This window comes from Streptomyces sp. NPDC057697 (assembly GCF_042799335.1).
Taxonomy (GTDB): Bacteria; Actinomycetota; Actinomycetes; order Streptomycetales; family Streptomycetaceae; genus Streptomyces.
In genome coordinates this window covers 650112-671990 of record NZ_JBHVJA010000002.1, presented here as the reverse complement: position 1 = coordinate 671990, position 21879 = coordinate 650112, and the positions used below count along the sequence as shown (strand labels likewise).

Annotated in this window: 17 protein-coding genes; 6 read left to right on the top strand and 11 right to left on the bottom strand. The window is 68.5% G+C overall.

Annotated features, from left to right (window positions below; translation table 11 throughout):
- Window positions 1-28: 28 nt before the first annotated feature.
- Complete coding sequence (locus ACFVFH_RS07970) at window positions 29-2161, top strand: prolyl oligopeptidase family serine peptidase (protein ID WP_383764937.1); 2133 nt, start codon at window positions 29-31, stop codon at window positions 2159-2161.
- An 18-nt stretch (window positions 2162-2179) separates the two neighbouring features.
- Here ACFVFH_RS07970 and ACFVFH_RS07965 read toward each other — a convergent pair whose 3' ends face one another.
- The 6 genes from ACFVFH_RS07965 to ACFVFH_RS07940 all read right to left on the bottom strand — a co-directional run bounded on the left by ACFVFH_RS07965 (window position 2180) and on the right by ACFVFH_RS07940 (window position 9184).
- Window positions 2180-3193: a hypothetical protein gene (locus tag ACFVFH_RS07965; protein ID WP_383764934.1), complete on the bottom strand. Its 1014-nt coding sequence runs from the start codon at window positions 3191-3193 to the stop codon at window positions 2180-2182.
- A gap of 152 nt (window positions 3194-3345) precedes the next feature.
- Complete coding sequence (locus ACFVFH_RS07960) at window positions 3346-4557, bottom strand: ABC transporter ATP-binding protein (RefSeq protein WP_383764932.1); 1212 nt, start codon at window positions 4555-4557, stop codon at window positions 3346-3348.
- A complete protein-coding gene (locus tag ACFVFH_RS07955) occupies window positions 4547-5524 on the bottom strand; it encodes an ABC transporter ATP-binding protein (RefSeq protein ID WP_383764929.1) in 978 nt (325 codons plus the stop codon). Before ACFVFH_RS07955 ends, ACFVFH_RS07960 begins: the two co-directional genes overlap by 11 nt.
- Window positions 5525-5537: 13 nt before the next feature.
- On the bottom strand, window positions 5538-6512 hold the full coding sequence (locus ACFVFH_RS07950; protein ID WP_383764926.1) for an ABC transporter permease: 975 nt from the start codon (window positions 6510-6512) through the stop codon (window positions 5538-5540).
- Entirely contained in the window at window positions 6505-7428 is a 924-nt protein-coding gene (locus tag ACFVFH_RS07945; protein ID WP_383764923.1) for an ABC transporter permease, read from the bottom strand. Before ACFVFH_RS07945 ends, ACFVFH_RS07950 begins: the two co-directional genes overlap by 8 nt.
- Window positions 7429-7552: 124 nt before the next feature.
- The gene (locus ACFVFH_RS07940) at window positions 7553-9184 is read right to left on the bottom strand and encodes an ABC transporter substrate-binding protein (protein ID WP_383764919.1); all 1632 of its coding nucleotides are present in this window, start codon (window positions 9182-9184) and stop codon (window positions 7553-7555) included.
- A 472-nt stretch (window positions 9185-9656) separates the two neighbouring features.
- Between ACFVFH_RS07940 and ACFVFH_RS07935 the strand changes: the two genes are divergently transcribed.
- From ACFVFH_RS07935 to ACFVFH_RS07915, 5 genes are all read left to right on the top strand, one after another.
- Window positions 9657-10685: an ABC transporter permease gene (locus ACFVFH_RS07935; RefSeq protein WP_383764915.1), complete on the top strand. Its 1029-nt coding sequence runs from the start codon at window positions 9657-9659 to the stop codon at window positions 10683-10685.
- Between the two features lie 73 nt (window positions 10686-10758).
- The gene (locus ACFVFH_RS07930; RefSeq protein WP_383764912.1) at window positions 10759-12537 is read left to right on the top strand and encodes an ABC transporter substrate-binding protein; all 1779 of its coding nucleotides are present in this window, start codon (window positions 10759-10761) and stop codon (window positions 12535-12537) included.
- An 87-nt stretch (window positions 12538-12624) separates the two neighbouring features.
- Complete coding sequence (locus tag ACFVFH_RS07925) at window positions 12625-13605, top strand: ABC transporter permease (protein ID WP_383764909.1); 981 nt, start codon at window positions 12625-12627, stop codon at window positions 13603-13605.
- Window positions 13606-13676: 71 nt separating this feature from the next.
- Window positions 13677-14642 (top strand): ABC transporter ATP-binding protein, encoded by a 966-nt coding sequence (locus ACFVFH_RS07920; RefSeq protein WP_383765584.1) that lies wholly within the window; start codon window positions 13677-13679, stop codon window positions 14640-14642.
- 26 nt (window positions 14643-14668) lie between these two features.
- Window positions 14669-15754: an ABC transporter ATP-binding protein gene (locus ACFVFH_RS07915; RefSeq protein WP_383764906.1), complete on the top strand. Its 1086-nt coding sequence runs from the start codon at window positions 14669-14671 to the stop codon at window positions 15752-15754.
- 191 nt (window positions 15755-15945) lie between these two features.
- On the opposite strand, the gene ACFVFH_RS07910 is transcribed toward ACFVFH_RS07915, so the two are convergent.
- The 5 genes from ACFVFH_RS07910 to ACFVFH_RS07890 all read right to left on the bottom strand — a co-directional run bounded on the left by ACFVFH_RS07910 (window position 15946) and on the right by ACFVFH_RS07890 (window position 21824).
- The gene (locus ACFVFH_RS07910) at window positions 15946-17097 is read right to left on the bottom strand and encodes an ABC transporter ATP-binding protein (RefSeq protein ID WP_383764903.1); all 1152 of its coding nucleotides are present in this window, start codon (window positions 17095-17097) and stop codon (window positions 15946-15948) included.
- Entirely contained in the window at window positions 17090-18148 is a 1059-nt protein-coding gene (locus ACFVFH_RS07905) for an ABC transporter ATP-binding protein (RefSeq protein ID WP_383764900.1), read from the bottom strand. The genes ACFVFH_RS07910 and ACFVFH_RS07905 overlap by 8 nt, the downstream gene beginning before the upstream one ends.
- A 14-nt stretch (window positions 18149-18162) precedes the next feature.
- Window positions 18163-19110, bottom strand: a complete 948-nt coding sequence (locus ACFVFH_RS07900; protein WP_383764897.1) for an ABC transporter permease — start codon at window positions 19108-19110, stop codon at window positions 18163-18165.
- Window positions 19103-20029 (bottom strand): ABC transporter permease, encoded by a 927-nt coding sequence (locus ACFVFH_RS07895; protein ID WP_093550093.1) that lies wholly within the window; start codon window positions 20027-20029, stop codon window positions 19103-19105. Before ACFVFH_RS07895 ends, ACFVFH_RS07900 begins: the two co-directional genes overlap by 8 nt.
- A 151-nt stretch (window positions 20030-20180) precedes the next feature.
- On the bottom strand, window positions 20181-21824 hold the full coding sequence (locus ACFVFH_RS07890) for an ABC transporter substrate-binding protein (protein WP_383764894.1): 1644 nt from the start codon (window positions 21822-21824) through the stop codon (window positions 20181-20183).
- Window positions 21825-21879: the final 55 nt, after the last annotated feature.

The window sequence follows — 21879 nt, the reverse complement described above, 5'->3', positions numbered from 1 at the left end:
CCGGGCGGTCGGGGGCTAGGTTCGCCCCATGACTTCGCAGAGGATTTCCTTTCCCCGCCAGCACGCCAGAACCATGCGGTTCACCCTGGGCGCCCCCCGGGCGTTCACCGTCTCGCCCGACGGGGAGCGGGTGGTCTTCCTGCGGTCGGGCTCCGGTACGGACCGCTCGGGCCGGCTGTGGGTGCTCGACCTGCCGAAGGACGGAGCGCCGAAGGAGCGCGTGGTGGCCGATCCGGCGGCCCTGCTGGGCGGTTCGGCGGAGCGGCTGTCGGCGCAGGAACGGGCCCGGCGCGAGCGCAGCCGCGAGGGGTCCTCGGGGATCGTCGGCTACGCGGTCGACGCGGCCGCCGAGTTGGCCGCCTTCGCGCTCTCCGGGAAGGTGTACGTCGCCGACCTGCGGGCGGGCACGGCGCGGGCACTGCCGGTTCCGGGCCCGGTGATCGACCCGAGGCCGTCACCGGACGGACGACACATCGCATATGTGTCCAAGGGCGCGCTGCACGTCGTGGGCGCGGAGGGGGACGGGGACCGGACGCTGGCCGAGCCCGAGGGCGAGGAGGTCTCGTACGGTCTCGCGGAGTTCATCGCGGCCGAGGAGATGCAGCGTTCGCGGGGCTTCTGGTGGGCGCCGGAGTCGGACCGGCTGCTGGTCGCCCGGGTCGACAACAGCCCCGTGCGGCGGTGGTGGATCGCTGACCCCGCGCACCCGGACCGCAGGCCGGCCGAGGTCGCCTACCCGGCGGCGGGGACGCCCAACGCCGAGGTGCGGCTCTTCGTGCTGGGCCTGGACGGCACCCGGACCGAGGTGGTCTGGGACCGGGTGCGCCACCCGTACCTGGCGCAGGTGCACTGGTCATCGGACGGGGCGCCGCTGCTGCTGGTGCAGTCCCGCGACCAGCGGAGCAATCTCTTCCTCGCGGTGGACGCGGAGACCGGTGCGACGCGGACGGTGCATGTCGACGAGGACCCGGTATGGCTGGAAATCTTCCCCGGGACGCCCGCCTGGGCCCCGGACGGACGGCTCGTGCGGATCGCGGACGAGGGCGGGGCGCGGGTGCTCGCGGTCGGCGACCGGCTGCTGACCGGGGCCCAGTTGCAGCTCCGGGCGGTGCTGGACATCGGCGCGTCGGACATCCTGGTGGCGGCCTCGGCCGGTGAGGAGGCGGCGGAGCCGGAGATCGGCGAGACCCATGTCTACCGGGTCAACGAGCTGGGTGTGGAGCGGGTCTCCGAGGGCGCCGGGGTGCACTCGGCGGTCCGCGCGGGCGGGGTGACGGTGCTGGTCTCGCACGCTCCGGACCGGCCGGGGGCCCGGACCGAGGTGTACCGGGACGGCAAGCCGGTCGCCACGGTGGCGAGCCATGCCGAGGAGCCGGTGCTCTCCGCGCGGGTCCGGCTCACCGAGGGGGGCGCACGGCGAATTCCGTGCGCCGTGCTGCTCCCGGAGGGGTACGAGGAGTCGGACGGACCCCTTCCGGTCCTGATGGACCCGTACGGCGGGCCGCACGGCCGCCGGGTGGTCGCCGCCCACAATCCGCATCTGACGTCGCAGTGGTTCGCGAACCAGGGCTTCGCGGTCGTGGTCGCGGACGGCCGGGGCACTCCGGGGCGTTCACCGGCCTGGGAAAAGGCGGTCAAGAACAACCTCGTGCTCTCCGTGGACGACCAGGTCGACGCCCTGCACGCCCTCGCGGAGCGGTTCCCGCTGGACCTCGGCAAGGTCGCGATCCGCGGCTGGTCGTTCGGCGGGTATCTGGCCGCCCTGGCCGTGACGCGGCGCCCCGAGGTCTTCCACGCGGCGGTGGTCGGCGCCCCGGTGACCGACCAGCGGCTCTATGACACGCATTACACGGAGCGTTACCTTGGTGACCCGGCCGAGCAGCCGGAGGTGTACGCGCACAACTCGGTGATCACGGACGAGGGGCTCTCGGGCGCCGCCGACCAGGTGCGGCCGATGATGATCGTCCACGGCCTCGCGGACGACAACGTGGTGGTCGCGCACTCGCTGCGGCTGTCGTCGGCGCTGCTCTCGGCGGGACGCCCGCACGAGGTGCTGCCGCTCAGCGGGGTGACGCACATGACCCCGCAGGAGCAGGTGGCGGAGAATCTGCTGCTGCTCCAGGTCGACTTCCTGAAGCGGTCGTTGGGGCTCACCGGCTGATCCGGCGGGCCGGCCCCGTCACCAGCCGGGCGGCGGCTGGGACGGGGGCGGCGGCCCGAAGACGCCGGGCCGCGGATAGCCGTACCCCTGCCCGTAGCCCTGGGCATGGCCCGGGTCGGACGGGGCGGGCGGCTCCTCGGGGCCCGGCCCGGCCAGCACCAGCAGCACCAGGGCTCCGGCGATGACCTCGAAGAACCAGGTCAGCACGTTGAGTTGGCTCTCGACACGCAGATCGCCGAAGTGGTCCAGCAGTTCGTAGTGGGCCGTGCGGGCCACCCCCAGCACCCCGCCGGCCAGCAGCAGCGCCCCGGCGATCAGGCCGAACGGCCGTGCGTGCGCGGCGCGTGGCAGGGCGCTCACCCCCGCGAACAGGCAGAGCAGTATCAGGAACGCCGAGAACCAGCCGGGCGGCGGGTCGATCAGCCCCTGCGCGACCCGGTCCCCGCCCACGATCCAGTCGGGGTAGAGCTCCGGGAGCCGGACCGCCTGCTTGATCTCCCAGGCCGCCACGACCGCCCCCGCCGCCCCGAGGAACACGAAGGCGGTCACCCCCGCGCCCTGCCCCGGCCGGGCCGGGGGGCGTTCCGGCCGGTCCCGTGCCGGTCCGCGGCCCGCCCCGGCGGTGATGATCAGCGCGAGGCCCGCCGCGAGCGCCGCGAAGGAGCAGAGCAGGGCGCGGGTGCGCAGGTCGTCGGTGAACCGGTCGTCCATCCGGGACTCCCCGATGTTCCAGAGTCCGGGCAGCCGCAGGACGATCGTGACCGCTCCGGTCGCGACCAGCACCGTGGCGGCCGCCGAGGAGCGCAGGGCCGCGACGGCGGCGAGGAGGTACACCACGAGCAGCACCCCGTCGTAGGCCGAGGTGACGGGCATCGTCGGGCGCCGCAGGTCGTAGTAGCCGGCCCAGTAGCGCCACAGCGCCCCGAGGTCGTCGGCCGCCCTGATGTCCCGTACGAGCCAGCCCGCGACGATCAGCGCGAGAACGGCGCAGAGCACGGCGCCGGTGATCCTTGCCCCCCGAGTGAGTATCACCCGAGCGATCCTCCACCGCCCCCGTCCACCGGACAAGGGGTTCGTCGGCGTGGTGCGCGAACGGGCAACCGGCCGCGCGGAGTTGGCGGCTCCCGGCCGGAGCCCGGCCCCCGCACGGCCGTACGCCGGAGGCGGGACGGCCCGGTCCGGCCTCAGTCCGCCGGGGTCGCCCCGGGCGACGGGGACGGCCCGTTCCCCCCGTCCTCCGGCTCCCCCGGCTCGCCCGGCCCCTTCAGCAGCCCCTCCGGCGGGACCACCTGCTTCTCCTCCGCGAAGTGGCAGGCCGAGTCGTGCCCGGCCGGTGACTCGGTCAGCCGGAAGACGGCCGGGACCGCCAGCAGCGGCACCTCCAGTTCGCACCGCTCCTGCGCCTTCCAGCAGCGGGTGCGGAAGCGGCAGCCCGAGGGCGGGTTGGCGGGCGAGGGGACGTCGCCGCGCAGGATGATCCGCTCCCGGTGCTCGCGGGCCGCCGGGTCCGGCACCGGGACGGCGGAGAGCAGCGCCTGGGTGTACGGATGCGTGGGGTGCTCGTAGATCTCCTCGTCGGAGCCGGTCTCGACGATCCGGCCCAGGTACATCACGCCGACCCGGTCGGAGATGTGCCGGACGATCGACAGGTCGTGCGCGATGAAGACGTAGGAGAGCCGGAACTCCGCCTGGAGCCGGTCCAGCAGGTTGACGACCTGGGCCTGTACGGAGACGTCGAGCGCGGAGACGGGTTCGTCGGCGACGATGATCTCCGGGTTGAGCGCGAGGCCGCGGGCGATCCCGATGCGCTGGCGCTGGCCGCCGGAGAACTGGTGCGGATAGCGGTTGATGTACTCCGGGTTGAGACCGACCACGTCCAGCAGCTCCTGGACCTTCCGCCGCCGCTCGCCCTTCGGGGCCACCTCGGGGTGGATCTCGTACGGCTCCCCGATGATGTCGCCGACGGTCATGCGCGGGTTGAGCGAGGTGTACGGGTCCTGGAAGACCATCTGGATGTTGCGGCGCACGGCCTTCAGGGCCCGCCCCGACAGCTTGGTGATGTCCTCGCCCTTGTACTTGATCGCGCCGGCCGTCGGCTGCTCCAGATGGACCAGCATCCTGGCCACGGTCGACTTGCCGCAGCCGGACTCGCCCACGATGCCGAGCGTCTCGCCCGCCGCCAGCTCGAAGGAGACCCCGTCGACCGCCTTGACGGCGCCGACCTGCTTCTTGATCAGGATGCCCTGGGTCAGCGGGTAGTGCTTGACCAGATCGCGGACCTCCAGGATCGGATCACCGCCCGCCGCCGCGGATCCGGCCCGTGCCTTGGCGAGCAGCGCGCGGGCCTTCTCGCCCTCTTCGCGCGCTTCCCTGCGCCCCGAGTGGTCAGCGTGCATCGAGCGTCTCCTTCCAGAAGTAGCAGGCGCTCTCGCGGTGCTCGGCCACCTCGAACAGCGGCGGCACCTCGTCCCGGCAGATCTCCTGGGCCATCGGGCAGCGCGGGTTGAAGGCGCAGCCGGGCGGGATGTGCAGCAGATTGGGCGGCAGGCCCTTGATCGCGTACAGCTCCCGGCCCTTCTGGTCCAGGCGCGGGATCGACCGGAGGAGGCCCTTGGTGTACGGGTGGGCGGGTGCCCGGTAGATCTCGTGGACCGGGGCGGATTCGACGATCCGGCCCGCGTACATCACGGCGATCGTGTCGGCGACGTCCGCGACCACGCCCAGGTCGTGGGTGATCAGGATCAGGCCCATGTTCAGTTCGCGCTGGAGTTCGGCGAGCAGGTCCATCACCTGGGCCTGGACGGTCACGTCGAGGGCGGTGGTGGGTTCGTCCGCGATGATCAGCGAGGGCTCCAGCGCCATCGCCATGGCGATCATGATGCGCTGGCGCATACCGCCGGAGAACTGGTGCGGGTAGTTCCCGACGCGTTCCTTCGCCGCCGGGATGCGGACCCGGTCCATCAGCTCGACGGCCTTCGCCTTCGCGTCCTTGCGGGACATCCCCCGGTGCACGACGAACATCTCGCCGAGCTGTTCCCCCACGCTGAGCACGGGGTTGAGGGAGGAGAGCGCGTCCTGGAAGATCATGGCCATCTCCTGGCCGCGGACCTTCCGGCGCTCGTCCTTCTTCATCTTCAGCAGATCGCGGTCCTTGAAGAGGATCTCGCCGCCGCTGATCCTTCCCGGGGGCATGTCGAGGATGCCCATGACCGCCTGGGCGGTGACCGACTTGCCGGAGCCGGACTCGCCGAGGACGGCCAGGGTCTCGCCCTCGGCCACCGAGTAGTTGACCCCGTTGACGGCCTTGGCCACCCCGTCGCGGGTGTGGAACTCCACATGCAGATCGCGCACTTCGAGCAACATGGCAGCGGGCTCCTCAGCGCAGCTTGGGATCGAGGGCGTCGCGCACCGCGTCGCCGAGCATGATGAAGGCGAGCACCGTGACCGCCAGGGCTCCGGCGGGCCAGAGCAGCATGTGGGGGGCGTTGCGGATGTACTGGGAGGCGGCGGAGATGTCGATGCCCCAGGAGACCGCGGGCGGTTTCAGGCCGACGCCGAGGAACGAGAGGGTCGCCTCCAGCGAGATGTAGGTGCCGAGCGCGATGGTCGCGACGACGATCACCGGGGCGATGGCGTTCGGCGCGATGTGGCGCAGCAGCATCCGGGAGTGGGAGGCGCCGAGCGCCCGCGCCGCCTGCACGTAGTCGTTCTGTTTCGCGGTGATCACGGAGCCGCGGGCGATGCGGGCGATCTGGGGCCAGCCCAGCAGCACGATGAAGCCGATCACCGGCCAGACGGTGGAGCTGGTGACCACGGAGAGGAAGACCAGGCCGCCGAGGACCACCGGGATGCCGAAGAAGACGTCGGTGAGGCGGGAGAGGATCGCGTCCGACCAGCCGCCGAAGAACCCGGCGAGGCCGCCGAGCACCCCGCCGAGCAGGGTGACGCCGAGGGTGGCGCAGACACCGACGGTCACCGAGTTCCGGGCCCCGTAGACGGTGCGGGTGTAGACGTCGCAGCCCTGTCCGTCGAAGCCGAAGGGGTGTCCGGGCTGGGAGCCCTCCTGGGCCTTGCCGAGGTTGCAGTCGAGGGGGTCCTGGTCGGCGATGAGCGACGGCCAGATCGAGATGATGACCAGGAAGAGGATGACCAGGGCGGAGATGATGAAGACCGGGTTGCGGCGCAGGTCCCGCCAGGCGTCCGACCACAGGCTGCGGGGCTTCTCGGCGGGGCCGGCGCCGTCCGGGCCGCCCGGCGGTCTTTCGAGGGTGGTGCCCTCCTCCAGGGCGAGGTCCATGACGCCTCCCGCTCCGGCGGACGAGATCGCCTCTTCCGGTGTCTGCTCAGGCATAGCGGATCCTCGGGTCGAGTACGGCGTACAGCAGGTCGACGATCAGGTTCGCGGCCAGGAAGACGAGGACCAGGATGGTGACGAAGCCGACGACGGTCTGGGAGTTCTGGCGCAGGATGCCCTGGTAGAGCTGGTAGCCGACGCCGTGGATGTTGAAGATCCGCTCCGTGACGATCGCCCCGCCCATCAGGGCTCCCACGTCCGTGCCGATGAAGGTGACGACCGGGATCAGGGAGTTGCGCAGCAGGTGCCGGACGACGACCCGGCGTCCGGGCAGTCCCTTGGCGACGGCGGTGCGGACGTAGTCGGCGCGGGCGTTCTCGGCGATGGAGGTGCGGGTGAGCCGGGTGACGTAGGCCAGCGAGACCGAGGCGAGGACGAGCCCGGGGACCAGCAGTTCGTTGAAGGGGGCCTCCGGCGAGACGGAGGGTTTGATCACACCCCATTCGACGCCGAGGAGGAGCTGGAGCAGGAGTCCGGTGACGAAGGTCGGGATGGAGATGACGACCAGGGTCAGGATGAGCACGGAGGTGTCGACGGGGCGGCCGCGGCGCAGACCGGTGACGACGCCGAGGCTGATGCCGATGACGACCTCGAAGACGATCGCCACGACGGTGAGCCGGATGGTGATGGGGAAGGCGGTGGCCATCAGCTCGGTGACCTTCTGCCCGTTGAACGCGGTGCCGAAGTCGCCGGTGAAGACGTTGCCCATGTAGGTGAGGTATTGCTGCCAGACGGGCTTGTCGAGGCCGAATTCCGCACGGAGCTGGGCCGCGGTCGCCGGGTCGCACTGGCGGTCGCCGCAGAGACCCGCGATGGGGTCGCCCATCACGTTCACCATGAGGAAGATCAGCAGCGTGGTGCCGAAGAAGACCGGGATCATCTGCAGCAGCCGCCGGATCACATAACGTCCCATGAAGGGCTCCGGGGGTCGCGGGGGTCAGAGGCTCGGGGCTGGGGAGTGACGCGTCGGAGGCGGGGAGGCCGGGTGGCCGGCGCGCCGTCGGCACCGGCCCCCCGGCCCCGTGGCTCCGGACGGGTCACTTGACCTTGATCTGCTCGTACACCGGGACGCTGAACTGGTTCAGCGTCACGTCGGTGATCCGGTCCGAGTAGCCGGCGCTGCCGTTCTGGTACCAGAGCGGGATGACGGGCATCTGCTCGACCAGCACCTTCTCCGCGTCCTGGAACGTCGAGACGGCCTTGGCCTTGTCCGATTCGGCGTTGGCCTTGTCGATCAGCCCGTCGAACTTCTTGTTGCTCCACTTGCCGTCGTTGGAGGAGGCGTCGGTGTAGTAGACGGGCTGGAGGAAGTTCTGGATGAGCGGGTAGTCCATCTGCCAGCCGGCCCGCCAGGCGCCGTTCAGCTTCTGCTGCGAGACCTGGCTGCGGAAGTCGGCGAAGGTGCCGACCGGGGCGCCGACGCACGCCTTGTTGTTGCCCATCGCCTTGTTGATGCTGTTGCAGACGGCGTCGACCCACTCCTTGTGGGAACCGGTGTCGCCGTTGTACGAGATCTTGAGCTGGCCGCCGGGGATGCCGCCGCCCTCCTGGATCAGCTTCTTGGCGTCCGCCGCGTTGTACTCGCAGGGCGCGCCGCACAGCCCCTTCTTGAAGCCGCCCGCCGCGCCGAGGACCGGGGAGGTCCAGTCGGAGGCGGGGGTGCGGGTCTTCTGGAAGATCTGGTCGGTGATCTGCCCTCGGTTGATCGCCATCGAGAGCCCCTGGCGGACCTTGATCCCGCCGGGGGTGTCCCACTTCTTGTCGTAGAAGGGGAAGGCGAGGGTCTGGATGATGCCGGCCGGGGTGTTGATGTAGCGGTCGCCGAGGTCCGCCTTGACGTTCTTCAGCTGCGAGGCGGGGACGTCGTCGACGAGGTCGAGGTTGCCGGCCGTCAGATCCGTGTAGGCGGTGTTGTTGTCGGTGTAGACCTTGAGGTCGATGCCGCCGTTCTGCGCCTTGTCGCTCCCGGGGTACTTGTCCCACTTGCGCAGGTTCATCGACGAGCCCTTGGTGTACGTGTCCACGGCGTACGGGCCGTTGCCGATCGGCTTGGACACCCAGGCGGCGTGGTTGGTGAAGAACGCCTTGGGCAGGGGCGCGAAGGCCGGGTAGCCGAGGGTGTCGGGCCACAGGGAGAACTTCTGCGACAGCTTGACCGTGAACGTCCTGTCGTCGACGACCTTGAGGCCGGAGAGCGTGGTCGCCTTGGCGTTGCCGGTGTCGGGGTGGACCTTGTCGTAGCCGTCGATGTATCCGAAGAAGTAGGCGTTCTTCTGATGGTTCTTCAGCAGGGCGCCGTAGTTCCAGGCGTCCACGAACGACTTCGCGGTGATCTTCTCGCCGTTGCTGAAGGTCCAGCCGTCCTTCAAAGTGACCGTGAAGTTCTGGTTGTCCTTGGTGTCGATCTTCTCGGCCAGCATGTTGGTGGCCGCGCCGGTCTTCGGGTCGTACCTCTTGAGCCCCCGGAAGATCATGTCGAGGACCTTGCCGCCCTGCACCTCATTGGTGTTCGCGGGCTCCAGCGGGTTCTGCGGGTCACCCCAGGAAGAGCTCACGATTCCGTCGGCCCCACCGCCGCCACCGCTGCTGCCCCCGCCGCCGCACGCCGTCGCCGCCAGGGCGACGGCCACCGCACATGCGGCCCACTTGGCCTGTGTGGCTCCGCGCATGGAGTGCCTCCTCGTTGTGCTCCGTCTCACTTACGGTCAAATATCACCGCATAAAAGGCATCATGCACATTTACTCCACCCATTCGGGCGCGTCGGAGCCCGTTCCGAGTGGCACCTCCCGGCCGGAGAGGATGCGGGCGTGCACCTGACAGACACCGGAGCGATAACGGCCCCGCATCGAATGCGCATCGACCGCTGGCCCGCCTGATCGGATGTACGTATTCCGAGACAACCCCGCCCGCATATCGGACTCATTGCCGGACTTCACCCGTTAAGTCGCGAACACGCCTTCGAAAAAGCCAAACGGAAGCAAAGCCACACCCAAACGAAAGCCATGTGTTGGTCAAATTTCCAAAGAGCGTGCCAAGGGCGTCGGACATTCATTGACCCTGCATGAATTGCGTTGAAAAAGTCCGGGTAGCCCGTAGGTGTTGCCCTGCGGAGTCCTTCGACCCTCCGGGCCAGGAGCACCATGACGATTCCAACCCCGCAAGCCACCACCCCCCTTGAGGTGGAGGACGCGAAGCCGTCGGCCGTGGCGGACCCGTCCGCCTCGAAGGGCGGGAACGGCCGATCGCCGGGCAAGATGGCCTGGCTGCGCTTCAAGCGCGACCGCACGGGCGTGATTTCGGCCTACGTGGTCATCTTCTTCTTCGTGATCGGCATCTGCGCGCCGCTGGTCGCGAAGCTGTACGGCAAGGACCCGTACACGACGTACGGGCAGAACCAAGAGGGCCTGCTGGACGACTTCGGCTCGCCCATGCTGCCCAACGGCGGTATCAGCGGCGACTTCTGGTTCGGCATCGAACCCGGACTCGGCCGGGACGTCTTCACCTTCCTGCTCTACGGCATCCGCAACTCCCTGCTGATCGCCACGGCGACGACCCTGCTGGTGACCCTGATCGGCATCGTCATCGGCATCACCGCGGGCTATCTGGGCGGCAAGACCGACTACCTCGTGGGCCGGGTCATCGACATCCTGCTGGCCTTCCCCTCCACGCTCTTCTTCATCGCCTTCTGGCCGGTACTGCTCTCGATCCTGGTCTCCCCGGAGGAGAACACCCCGGTCTGGCTGACCGTCGTCAGCCTCATCTCGGTCATGACCGCCTTCGGCTGGGCATCCATCGCACGACTGCTGCGCGGCGAGGTACTCGCCCTGCGCGAGCGCGAGTTCGTCGAGGCCGCGAAGGTCACGGGGGCGTCTCCGACGCGCATCATCTTCAAGGAACTGCTGCCCAACCTCTGGACGCCGATCCTGATCCAGGCCACGCTCGCGCTGCCCGCGTACGTGACCGCCGAAGCGGGCCTCGCCTTCCTCGGCGTCGGCCTCAGCGACCCGACGCCCGACTGGGGCGTGATGATCCAGCGCGGATCGGACGTCTACCAGAGCGACATCACGTTCATGCTCTTCCCCGGCCTCACGATGGTGATCTTCGTCATCGCCTTCAACCTGCTGGGCGACTCGGTGCGTGACGCACTGGACCCGAAGACCAAGCGCTGAACCGTACGTCCTCCGGCGGGCGACGGGGCCCGCCGGAACAATCGTTTCTCTCCCTCGACCAGAGCAGGAAGCCATGTCCCTCTCCCGCAGAAACTTCGTCATCGCCACGTCGGTCGCGGCCGGCGGCTCGATGGTCCTCTCCGCCTGCAGCAGCGGCAGCACGGCCAAGAAGGGCGGCGGTGGACACGGCGGTGCCGAGAAGTACACCGGCGCGGTCGTCGTCGGTACGAAGGCCGACTCCACCGGCCCCGCACCCGAGATCCCGGGCGCCAAGAAGGGCGGCACGATCCGCGGTCTGGCCCCGAGCGACTTCTCGCACCTGGACCCGCAGCGGATCTACTACTCGTGGAACTCCGCCATCGGCGACCTCTTCGTCCGCGGCCTGACCGGCTACAAGATCGCCTCGGACGGCACGATGAAGCTGGTCGGTGACCTCGCCACCGACGCGGGCACCATGGCCGACGGCGGAAAGACCTGGACCTTCACCCTGAAGGACGGTCTGAAGTGGGAGGACGGCAAGGAGCTCACCGTCGAGGACGTGCGCCACGGCATCGAGCGCGGCTTCGCCAGCTTCACCACCGAGGGCGCAGGCTACGTCCAGACCGCGCTGTTCGGCACGTCCAGCTACCGCTCGAAGTACAAGGGCCCGTACAGCGGCAAGCACCTCGACTCGGTCATCACCGACGACAAGGCCAAGACGATCACCTTCAAGCTGGCCGAGGCCCGTCCGGACCTCAACTTCACGCTGGCGATGACCTCCTACGGCGCCGTCCCGGTCAAGGGCGACACCAAGGAGAAGTACGACAAGGACCCGGTCAGCTGCGGCCCGTACCGGATCAAGGCGCACTCCATCGACAAGTCGATGACGCTGGTCCGCAACCCGCACTGGGACCCCGCCACGGACTCGATCCGCAACGCCTACCCGGACAGCTTCACCTATGAGTTCGGCCCCGAGTCGCTCCAGTCCGCCGACCGGCTGATCGCCGACGACGGCGACGACAAGTTCGCGTACATGGCGTACAGCGGTGTCCCGGCCGAGCGCATCCAGAAGGTCCTCACCGACCCCGAGCTGAAGAAGCGGACCTTCAACGGCCTGCTCACCGGTGTCTACTACTACGCGATCAACACCAAGCGGATCACCGACCTGAAGGTCCGCCAGGCCCTCATCCACGCCTGGCCGCTGGAGCAGATCCGCAAGATCTACGGTGGCCCGTCGGCCGGTGACTACGCGACCTCCATCCTGAGCCCCGACATCGTCGGCTACGCCAAGGACGACGTCTACGGCAAGCTGAAGAAGCCGCAGGGCGACCCGGAGGCGGCGAAGAAGCTGCTGAAGGAGGCGGGCAAGGAAGGCCAGAAGATCGTCTACGCCTTCCCCATCGGCAACACGTACAACAAGACCAAGGTCGTCATCGAGAACGCCCTCAAGGCGGCCGGCTTCGACCCGGTCATCAAGCCGCTGGACGCCACCAGCTACTACGACCAGATCCAGCAGATCGACAACCAGTTCGACGTCATGTGGTTCGGCTGGTCCCCGGACTGGCCGACCGGCTACACCCTGATGCAGCCGCTGTTCGACGGCGGCACGATCGCCAACGGCGGCAACAACATCTCCCAGCTGAACGTCGACTGGGTCAACGAGGCGATCAAGAAGAACGTCACCATCACCGACTCGGCCGAGGCCGGCAAGGCCTGGGCCGCGCTGGACAAGCGGCTCATGACGGAGGAGGCGCCGATCATCCCCGAGACGTTCCAGCGCCGTTTCTACCTCTACGGCGAGAAGGTCGGCGGCGCGATGTTCCACCCGCTGTGGTCCTCGGCCGTCAGCTACAAGCTGTTCGTGAAGGCCTGACGCCGACACTCCTGAGGCGGGGCGCCCCTGCGGCGCCCCGCCCGCTCCACTCCCCCTCGTCGGCGCCTGCCAGGGAAATCCATCGCCATGTTCCGCTTCCTCATCCGCCGGGCAATCGGCGCACTGGTCATCCTGCTGATCATCAGTGTCATCACGTTCGTCCTCTTCTACGTCGCGCCCCGCGACCCAGCCCGGGTCGCCTGCGGCAAGGTGTGCACACCCGAGACGCTGGCGCTGGTCAAGCGCAACCTCGGCATCGCCGACCCGCTGCCCGTGCAGTACTGGCACTGGCTCCAGGGCGTGTTCGTCGGCCGGGACTACACCTCCTTCGGACACTGTCCGGCGCCGTGCCTGGGCTACTCCTTCACCAACCGCGAGCCGGTCGTCGGCACCATCCTCGACCGGCTCCCGACGACCCTCGCCCTCTCCGTCGGCAGCGCGTTCGTCTTCGTGGTCTTCGGTGTGGGCACCGGCATGCTCGCCGCGGTCAAGCAGGGCAAGTGGCTGGACAAGGTGGCGTCCTCGGCGTCGCTGGTCGGTTCGTCGATGCAGATCTACTTCGTCGGCGTGATCGCCATGTACTACCTCGCGGACCAGTGGCACATCCTGAGCCGCCCGAAGGAAGTCCCCTTCGCCGAGAACCCGGCCGGCTGGTTCACCGGGCTGCTGCTGCCCTGGCTGGTGCTAGCGCTGATCTTCACCGCCAACTACACCCGTATGACCCGCTCCCAGCTCGTCGAGACGCTGAGCGAGGACTATGTGCGCACCGCGCGCGCCAAGGGCCTCTCCCGCCGGACGGTGTTCTTCCGATTCGCCTGGCGCGGCGCCATGGGCCCGATCGTCACCATCTTCGGTCTCGACATCGGCCTCCTCCTCGGCGGCGCGATCATCACCGAGAAGACCTTCGGCCTGCACGGCATCGGTGCCCTCTCGGTCAAGGCCGTCTCCGACAACGACCTGCCGTTGATCCTCGGCGTGGTCCTGATCGCGGCCGCGGCGATCGTCGTCTTCAACATCATCGTCGACGCCGTCTACGCCCTCATCGACCCGCGCGTCCGCCTCGCCTAGGGAGAGATCCAGTGAGCACCCCCTTCCTCTCCGTACGCGATCTGCGCGTGCACTTCTCCACCGAAGACGGCATGGTCAAGGCCGTCGACGGGCTGTCCTTCGACGTCGAGAAGGGCCGGACCCTCGGCATCGTCGGCGAGTCCGGCTCCGGCAAGTCCGTCACCAACCTGACCATCCTCGGGCTGCACCACCCCGATCACACGGAGATCGAGGGCGAGATCCTGCTCGACGGGCAGGATCTGCTGACCGTCTCGGAGCGGGAGCTTGAGCGGCTGCGCGGCAACAAGATGGCGATGATCTTCCAGGACGCCCTGGCCTCGCTTTCGCCGTACCACACCATCGGCAAGCAGATCGGTGAGACGTACCGCAAGCACACCGGCGCCTCCAAGCGGGAGGCGCGGGCGCGGGCCGTCGAGATGCTGACCAAGGTGGGCATCCCGCAGCCCGATCTGCGGGTGGACGACTACCCGCACCAGTTCTCCGGCGGTATGCGCCAGCGCGCGATGATCGCCATGGCGCTGGTCTGCGACCCGGAGCTGCTGATCGCCGACGAGCCGACCACCGCGCTGGACGTCACGGTGCAGGCGCAGATCGTGGACCTGCTCAAGGACCTCCAGCAGGAGACCGGCACCTCGATCGTCTTCATCACCCACGACCTCGGCGTCATCGCCGACATCGCGGACGACGTACTGGTGATGTACGGCGGGCGCTGCGTGGAGCGCGGTACCAAGAAGGAGGTGCTGCGGGCTCCCCAGCACCCGTACACCCTGGGTCTGCTGAGCTCGATGCCCACCCTGAACGGCCCGGTCGACGTGCCGCTCTCGCCGATCCCCGGCGCCCCGCCGAGCCTCCTCAACCCGCCGAGCGGCTGCCGCTTCCACCCCCGGTGCACCTTCACCGAGCAGGTGGGCGGCGGGCGTTGCGCGAGCGAGCAGCCGCCGCTGGAGATCACCGCCGGGCGCGGCGCCGCCTGCCACCTCACCGTGGAGCAGCGCACCGAGTTCTTCGCAGACTTCGCCGGCACCCGGCCCAACTGACGTACAAGAGACGGGACTTCCCCACCATGAGCAGCACAGATCCCCTCCTGGACGTCTCCGGACTCACCAAGCACTTCCCGATCAAGGGCGGCTTCCCGATCCGGCGGACGGTCGGCGCGGTCCAGGCCGTCGACGGGCTGGACTTCAGCGTCGCCGAGGGCGAGAGTCTGGGGCTGGTCGGCGAGTCCGGCTGCGGCAAGTCGACCACGGGGCGGCTGATCACCCGGCTCCTGGAGCCGACGGCCGGCCGGATCTCCTACCGGGGCCAGGACATCACCCACGCCTCGCGCAAGGAGCTGGCGCCGGTCCGCTCCGAGATCCAGATGATCTTCCAGGACCCGTACGCCTCGCTGAACCCGAGGCAGACCGTCGGCAAGATCATCACCGCGCCGATGGAGATCAACGGCATCAACCCGCCCGGCGGCCACGAGGCGCGGGTGCGGGAGCTGCTGGAGACCGTCGGTCTCAACCCGGAGCACTACAACCGCTTCCCGCACGAGTTCTCCGGCGGTCAGCGCCAGCGCATCGGGGTGGCCCGCGCGCTCGCCCTGGAGCCGAAGCTGATCGTGGCCGACGAGCCGGTCTCGGCGCTGGACGTGTCGATCCAGGCACAGGTGGTGAACCTGCTGCAGAAGCTCCAGAAGGAACTCGGCATCGCGTTCCTGTTCATCGCCCACGACCTCGCCATCGTGCGCCACTTCTCGCAGCGCGTCGCGGTGATGTACCTCGGCAGGATCGTGGAGATCGCCGACCGCGAGGACCTGTACGGCAACCCGCGCCACCCGTACACCCGGGCGCTGCTCTCGGCCGTGCCCGAGGCGTCCGCCGACGACACGCCCGCCCAGGAGCGCATCCGCCTGGTCGGTGACGTCCCGTCCCCCGTCAATCCGCCGTCGGGCTGCCGCTTCCGCACCCGGTGCTGGAAGGCGACGGACAAGTGCGCGAGCGAGGCCCCGCCGCTGGTGCGGGTGGAGGGGAGCCGGGAGGGCCATCTGACGGCCTGCCACTACCCCGAGGACACCCGGGCCGTGCCGGCCGTCCCGAAGGCCCGTGCGGCCGCGTCGGGGCCGAAGTCCGGCAAGGCCGCCGAAGAGCCCGGGGCCGGGGCCTGACACCCCCTCCCGGCCCCCGGGGCGCCTCGTGGACAGGGACCCGACCGGTCCCCGGACGCGGGGCTCCCCGGTCCTACGGAACCGAGCACGTGAGCCCCTTGACCCGAGCCACCCGCGTGCCCGGCTCCGGGAAAAGGAAGAAGCGCCCGGAACCGATCGGTTCCGGGCGCTTCCGCGTCGTACGGGCCCTGCTAGGAAGCCGCGCCGACGACGTCCCGCTCCTCGGCGAAGTGGCACGCCGACTCGTGCGCCGCGGGGGTGTCCGAGCCCTTGAAGCGCTCGGGGACGGCCAGCAGCGGCAGTTCCGTGGAGCACTTGTCCTGGGCCTTCCAGCACCGGGTGCGGAAGCGGCAGCCGGACGGCGGGTTCGCCGGCGACGGGACGTCACCGGTGAGGATGATCCGCTCGCCGCGCTCACGGGCCTCGGGGTCCGGGACCGGGACCGCCGACAGCAGCGCCTGGGTGTAGGGGTGCGTCGGGTGGTCGTAGATCTCCGCGTCCGTACCGATCTCGGCCATCTTGCCGAGGTACATCACGCCGACCCGGTCGGAGATGTGCCGGACGATCGACAGGTCGTGCGCGATGAAGACGTAGGAGAGGTTGAACTCGTCCTGGAGCTTCTCCATCAGGTTGATGACCTGCGCCTGCACCGACACGTCGAGCGCGGAGACCGGCTCGTCGCAGATGATGATCTCCGGGTTGAGCGCGAGGCCGCGGGCGATCCCGATGCGCTGGCGCTGGCCGCCGGAGAACTGGTGCGGATAGCGGTTGATGTACTCCGGGTTGAGACCGACGACGTCCAGCAGCTCCTGGACCCTGGCCCGCCGGTCGCCCTTGGGGGCCACCTCGGGGTGGATGTCGAAGGGCTCGCCGATGATGTCGCCGACCGTCATGCGCGGGTTCAGCGAGGTGTACGGGTCCTGGAACACCATCTGGATGTTCCGGCGGACCGCCTTCAGGGCGCGGCCGGACAGCCGGGTGATGTCCTGGCCCTTGTAGAAGACCTCGCCGGACGTGGCCGTCTCCAGCGCCATCAGCAGCCGCGCGACCGTGGACTTGCCACAGCCGGACTCGCCGACGATGCCGAGCGTCTCGCCCTGGTAGAGGTCGAAGGAGACCCCGTCCACGGCCTTGACCGCGCCGACCTGGCGCTTGAAGAGGATGCCCTGGCTCAGCGGGAAGTGCTTGACCAGATTGCGCACCTGGAGGATCGGCTCACCGCGCTCCACCGGAGCCTCGATCGCGGCGACCGCGGCCGTCTCGTCCGTGACGTCGACCGCCACGACCTCGGTGACGTTCGGGGTGGCGTCCATGGAACCGTCCGTCTTGTCGAGCTCAGCCATGGATCGTCTCCTTCCAGAAGTGGCACGCGCTGCCGCGGCCGGGCAGCTCGCTGCCGTCCTGCTCGGAGACCGGGACCAGGGCCGGGATCTCCGTACGGCAGATGTCCTCGGCCTTGGGGCACCTCGGGTTGAAGGCGCAGCCGGCCGGGATCTTGAGCAGGTTGGGCGGCAGCCCCTTGATCGCGTAGAGCTCCTGGCCCTTCTGGTCCAGGCGCGGGATCGAGTCGAGCAGACCGCGGGTGTACGGGTGCGCGGGCCGCTTGTACAGCTCGTGCACCGGCGCCGTCTCGACGATCCGGCCCGCGTACATGACCGCGATCTTGTCCGCGACGTCGGCGACGACGCCGAGGTCGTGGGTGATCAGGATCAGACCCATGTTGAACTCGGTCTGGAGCTCCTTGAGCAGGTCCATGACCTGCGCCTGGACGGTCACGTCGAGCGCGGTGGTCGGCTCGTCCGCGATGATCAGGTCCGGCTCCAGCGCCATCGCCATGGCGATCATGATGCGCTGGCGCATACCGCCGGAGAACTGGTGCGGATAGTCGTTGACCCGCTGCGCGGCGGCAGGGATCTTGACCCGGTCCATCAGCTCGACGGCCTTGGCCTTGGCCTGCTTCTTGGAGAGGCCCTGGTGGACCCGGAACATCTCGCCGAGCTGGTAGCCGACCGAGAGCACGGGGTTGAGGGAGGAGAGCGCGTCCTGGAAGATCATCGCGATCTTCTGGCCACGGATCTTCCGCCGCTCCTCGTAGCTCATGGTGAGCATGTCCTGGCCGCGGTACAGGATCTGGCCCTGCGGGATCTTGCCGGGCGGCATGTCGAGAATGCCCATGATCGCCTGAGCGGTCACGGACTTGCCGGAACCGGACTCACCGAGCACGGCCAGGGTCTCGCCGGAGTCCACGCTGTAGTTCACACCGTTGACTGCCTTGGCGACACCGTCACGCGTGTGGAACTCCACGTGCAGGTCGCGCACTTCGAGGAGCGGTGCGTCGTTGGACCCTCCGGCGCGGGGCGCCGGGATGTCTGCTGTCTTGTCCATGATGGTCACGTCGTACGCCCTCCTCAGCGCAGCTTCGGGTCGAGGGCGTCGCGGACCGCGTCGCCGAGCATGATGAACGCGAAGACCGTGAGGCTGAGCATTCCTGCCGGGAACAGCAGCGCATGCGGGTTGTCCCGGATGGCCTGGCTGCCCTCGGCGATGTCGATGCCCCACGAGATCGTCGGGTCCGCGAGCCCGAGTCCGAGGAACGAGAGCGTCGCCTCGGCCGAGATGTACCCGCCGAGCGCGATGGTGGCCACGACGATCGTCGGGGCGAGCGCGTTGGGCAGGACGTGCCGGAAGAGGATCCGCGGGGTGCCCGCGCCGAGGGCGCGCGCCGCCGTCACGTAGTCCGCCTGCTTGGCGGTGATCACGGAGGCCCGCATCACACGGCAGATCGAGGTCCAGCCCAGGAAGGCCAGGGCCAGGATCACGACGTACACCTTGCGGTCGGTGAACGCGTTCAGGACGACCATCGCACCGAGCAGGAAGGGGATGCCGAAGAAGATGTCCGTGACCCGGGAGATCACGGAGTCGAGCCAGCCGCCGAAGTATCCGGCGAGCATGCCGAGCAGGCCGCCGACCAGGGTGACCGCGGCGGTGACGCCGACGCCGACCAGGATCGAGGCGCGGGTGCCGTAGATGACACGCGCGTAGATCGAACGGCCCTGGCCGTCGTAGCCGAACCAGTCGGCCTGGAAGAAGTGCCCCAGGTCCGGCTTGGTCAGGAAGTGGTTGGTCAGGTCGCCGTCGCGCGGGTCGGCACCGGTGAACAGCCCCGGGAAGGCGGCTATGACCAGCAGGACCAGCAGCAGGATCGAGGAGATCCAGAACATCGGGCGGTGGCGCAGGTCGAACCAGGCGTCGCCCCAGAGGCTGCGCGGCTTGTCCTGGGTCTTGACCGCGGTGGCCGAGGGAGCGGCGGTGGCGTCCACCACCGCTTCGGTCTGGGTCTTGGTCGCGTCAGGCATACCGGATCCTCGGGTCCAGGACCGCGTACAGCAGGTCGACGAGCAGGTTGATCACCAGGATGACGAGGACGAAGACCGTGACGACGCCGACGATCGTCGAGCCCTCGCGCTGCTGCAACGCCTTGAAGAGCAGGTTTCCGACACCCTGGACGTTGAAGATGCCCTCGGTCACGACCGCGCCGCCGATGAAGCCGCCCACGTCCGTACCGAGGAAGGTGACGACCGGGATCAGCGAGTTGCGCAGCAGGTGGACACCGATGATGCGGCGTCGCGGCAGGCCCTTGGCCATGGCGGTACGCATGTAGTCGGCGCGCAGGTTCTCCGCGAAGGTGGTGCGGGTCAGCCGTGCCACGTACGCCATGGAGAGCATGGCGAGGACGAAGCCCGGCAGGAACAACTGCGCGTAGTCCGTCGAGTCCTGGACGTTCGGTGCCACCCAGCCGAGCTGGTCCGCGAGGACGAAGCGGGCGAGGAAGCCGAGCACGAACACCGGGATCGAGATGACGATCAGGGTGAAGATCAGGACGCCGGTGTCGGCGGCCTTGCCGGCCCGCAGACCGGCCCAGGCACCGAGCCCGATGCCGACGATGATCTCGATGATCATGGCGACGGCGGTCAGCCGCAGCGTCACCGGGAAGGACTCGGACATCTCGTCGATGACTTCGCGACCACCGAAGGTCTTGCCGAAGTCGCCCTGGAAGAGATTGCCCATGTAGTCGATGTACTGCTTCCACAGGGGCTGGTCGAGCCCGAACTCATGGCGGAGCGACGCGACCTGTGCGGGGTCTGCCGCCTTGTCTCCCCACATCGCCCGGATTGGGTCACCGGGAAGGATGTGGACCATGAGGAAAATAATCAGAGTGGTCCCGATGAATACCGGGATCATCTGGAGCAGTCGCCTTGCGACGTAACGCCCCATCATGCCTCCATGCCGTGAGGGGTCGGCGATGGCCTTGTCAGAGTGGTCTCCGCCGCGGGGTGTGGGGGGAGAGCCCCGGGGCCGACGCCTACGGGCCGGTTCCGCCGTCCTCCGGAGAGGAACGGCGAAACCGGCCGTCGGATCCCGAAAGTTACTTCTTGGCCTTGACCTGGACGTCGGTGAAGATCGGGTCACCGTCCTGGCCGTAGACGATCTTGCCGAACACGTTCGTCGACTGGCCGGAGTTGACCTTGTAGAACCACAGCGGGATGGCCGGCATGTCGTTCTTCAGGAGCTGCTCGGCGTCCTGGTACATCTTGACGGTCTCGTCGAGCGTCTTCGCCTTGTCGGCCTTCGCGGCGAGGGCGTCGAACTCCTTGTTGGAGTAGCCCGAGGTGTTGCCCGCGGCGGTGGAGCCGTACAGGTCGCGCATGAAGTTCGAGTTGACCGGGTAGTCGAGCACCCAGCCACCGCGGTACATGGACTTGACCTGGTGGTTGTCACGCGCGTTCAGGTCGGCCTGGAAGTCGGGCTTGGAGTCGCCCACGCACTCGACGCCGGTCGCCTTGCGGATGCTGTTGCAGACCGCGTCGACCCACGGCTTGTGGGACTGGTCGGCGTTGAACTGGATCGAGATCTTGTTGCCCGGGACGCCGCCGCCGTCCTTGATGAGCTTCTTGGCCTCGGCCGGGTTGTACTTCACGATGTCGCCGAGCGCGCCGGGCTTGTAGCCGAGCACACCGCGGGCGACGAACGAGTCGGCCGGGGTACGGGTGCCGTGCAGCACGGTCTTGGTGATCGTGTCACGGTCGATCGCCATCGACAGACCCTGGATGACCTTGGGGTCGATGTTCTTGAACTGCTTGGTGTAGAACGCCGGGACGATCGACTGCACCGCGGAGTACTCGGCGTCGATGGCACGGTCGCCGAGGTCCTGCTTGTAGCTGGTGAGCGACGTCGTCGGGATCTGCTCGATCCAGTCGAGGTTGTTCGACCGCAGGTCCGAGTAGGCGGCGTCGGCGGTGGTGTAGTTCTTGAAGTCGATGCCACCGTTCTTGGCCTTGTTCGGGCCCTGGTAACCGTCGAACTTCCGGACCTTGATCAGCTTCTTGTGGTCCCACGAGACGAACTTGTAGGGACCGTTGCCGATCGGCTTCTGGCCGGCGGCGGCCGGGTCCTTGAAGAAGGACTCGGGCAGCGGCGCCCAGACGTCGTAGCCGAGCTTGTACGCGAAGTACGAGACCGGGCCGTTCAGGCTGATCGTGAAGGTGTTGTCGTCGACGATCTTCAGACCGGACATCTTGTCGGCCTTCGGCGCACCCTTGGCCGGGTGGACGTCCTCGTAGCCCTTGATGTCCTGGAACCAGCTGGAGTTGGTCTGGTTGTTCTTGACGTTGGCCGACCAGTTCCAGGAGTCCACGAAGGACTTGGAGGTGACCGTGGTGCCGTCGTGGAACTTCCAGCCCGGCTTCAGCTTGACGGTCCACACGGACGAGTCCGCGTTGGGCGTCACGGACTCGGCGTTCACGTAGACGAGCTTGCCGGTGCCGGGCTCGTAGTCGACCAGGCCGGAGAAGATGGTGCGCAGGACACGGCTGCCCTGGCTCTCCTTGGCGTTCGCCGGCTGAAGCGGGTTCTGCGGCTCGCCGAGCTGGGCGGTCAGGATCCCGTTCGGGTCCGCCTTGCCGGACTTCATGCCACTGTCGCTGTCCTTGTCGTTACCACCACAGGCGGTCGCGGCCAGGGCGATGATGGCCGCTCCCGCGACCCACTTGGCGCTCTTGGCACCACGCATGGGTTTCCTCCTCATGAGTCCACTTTTGACTACAAGAAGGGCACTGGAGTGATCC

Bases quoted from the DNA above. Each gene is read 5' to 3' on its own strand.
- ACFVFH_RS07910 (WP_383764903.1), bottom strand. From the start codon at position 17,097: ATGGCTGAGCTCGACAAGACGGACGGTTCCATGGACGCCACCCCGAAC.
- ACFVFH_RS07925 (WP_383764909.1), top strand. From the start codon at position 12,625: ATGTTCCGCTTCCTCATCCGCCGGGCAATCGGCGCACTGGTCATCCTG.
- ACFVFH_RS07930 (WP_383764912.1), top strand. From the start codon at position 10,759: ATGTCCCTCTCCCGCAGAAACTTCGTCATCGCCACGTCGGTCGCGGCC.
- ACFVFH_RS07935 (WP_383764915.1), top strand. From the start codon at position 9,657: ATGACGATTCCAACCCCGCAAGCCACCACCCCCCTTGAGGTGGAGGAC.
- ACFVFH_RS07955 (WP_383764929.1), bottom strand. From the start codon at position 5,524: ATGTTGCTCGAAGTGCGCGATCTGCATGTGGAGTTCCACACCCGCGAC.
- ACFVFH_RS07950 (WP_383764926.1), bottom strand. From the start codon at position 6,512: ATGCCTGAGCAGACACCGGAAGAGGCGATCTCGTCCGCCGGAGCGGGA.
- ACFVFH_RS07890 (WP_383764894.1), bottom strand. From the start codon at position 21,824: ATGCGTGGTGCCAAGAGCGCCAAGTGGGTCGCGGGAGCGGCCATCATC.
- ACFVFH_RS07900 (WP_383764897.1), bottom strand. From the start codon at position 19,110: ATGCCTGACGCGACCAAGACCCAGACCGAAGCGGTGGTGGACGCCACC.
- ACFVFH_RS07895 (WP_093550093.1), bottom strand. From the start codon at position 20,029: ATGGGGCGTTACGTCGCAAGGCGACTGCTCCAGATGATCCCGGTATTC.
- ACFVFH_RS07945 (WP_383764923.1), bottom strand. From the start codon at position 7,428: ATGGGACGTTATGTGATCCGGCGGCTGCTGCAGATGATCCCGGTCTTC.
- ACFVFH_RS07940 (WP_383764919.1), bottom strand. From the start codon at position 9,184: ATGCGCGGAGCCACACAGGCCAAGTGGGCCGCATGTGCGGTGGCCGTC.
- ACFVFH_RS07970 (WP_383764937.1), top strand. From the start codon at position 29: ATGACTTCGCAGAGGATTTCCTTTCCCCGCCAGCACGCCAGAACCATG.
- ACFVFH_RS07920 (WP_383765584.1), top strand. From the start codon at position 13,677: ATGGTCAAGGCCGTCGACGGGCTGTCCTTCGACGTCGAGAAGGGCCGG.
- ACFVFH_RS07915 (WP_383764906.1), top strand. From the start codon at position 14,669: ATGAGCAGCACAGATCCCCTCCTGGACGTCTCCGGACTCACCAAGCAC.
- ACFVFH_RS07960 (WP_383764932.1), bottom strand. From the start codon at position 4,557: ATGCACGCTGACCACTCGGGGCGCAGGGAAGCGCGCGAAGAGGGCGAG.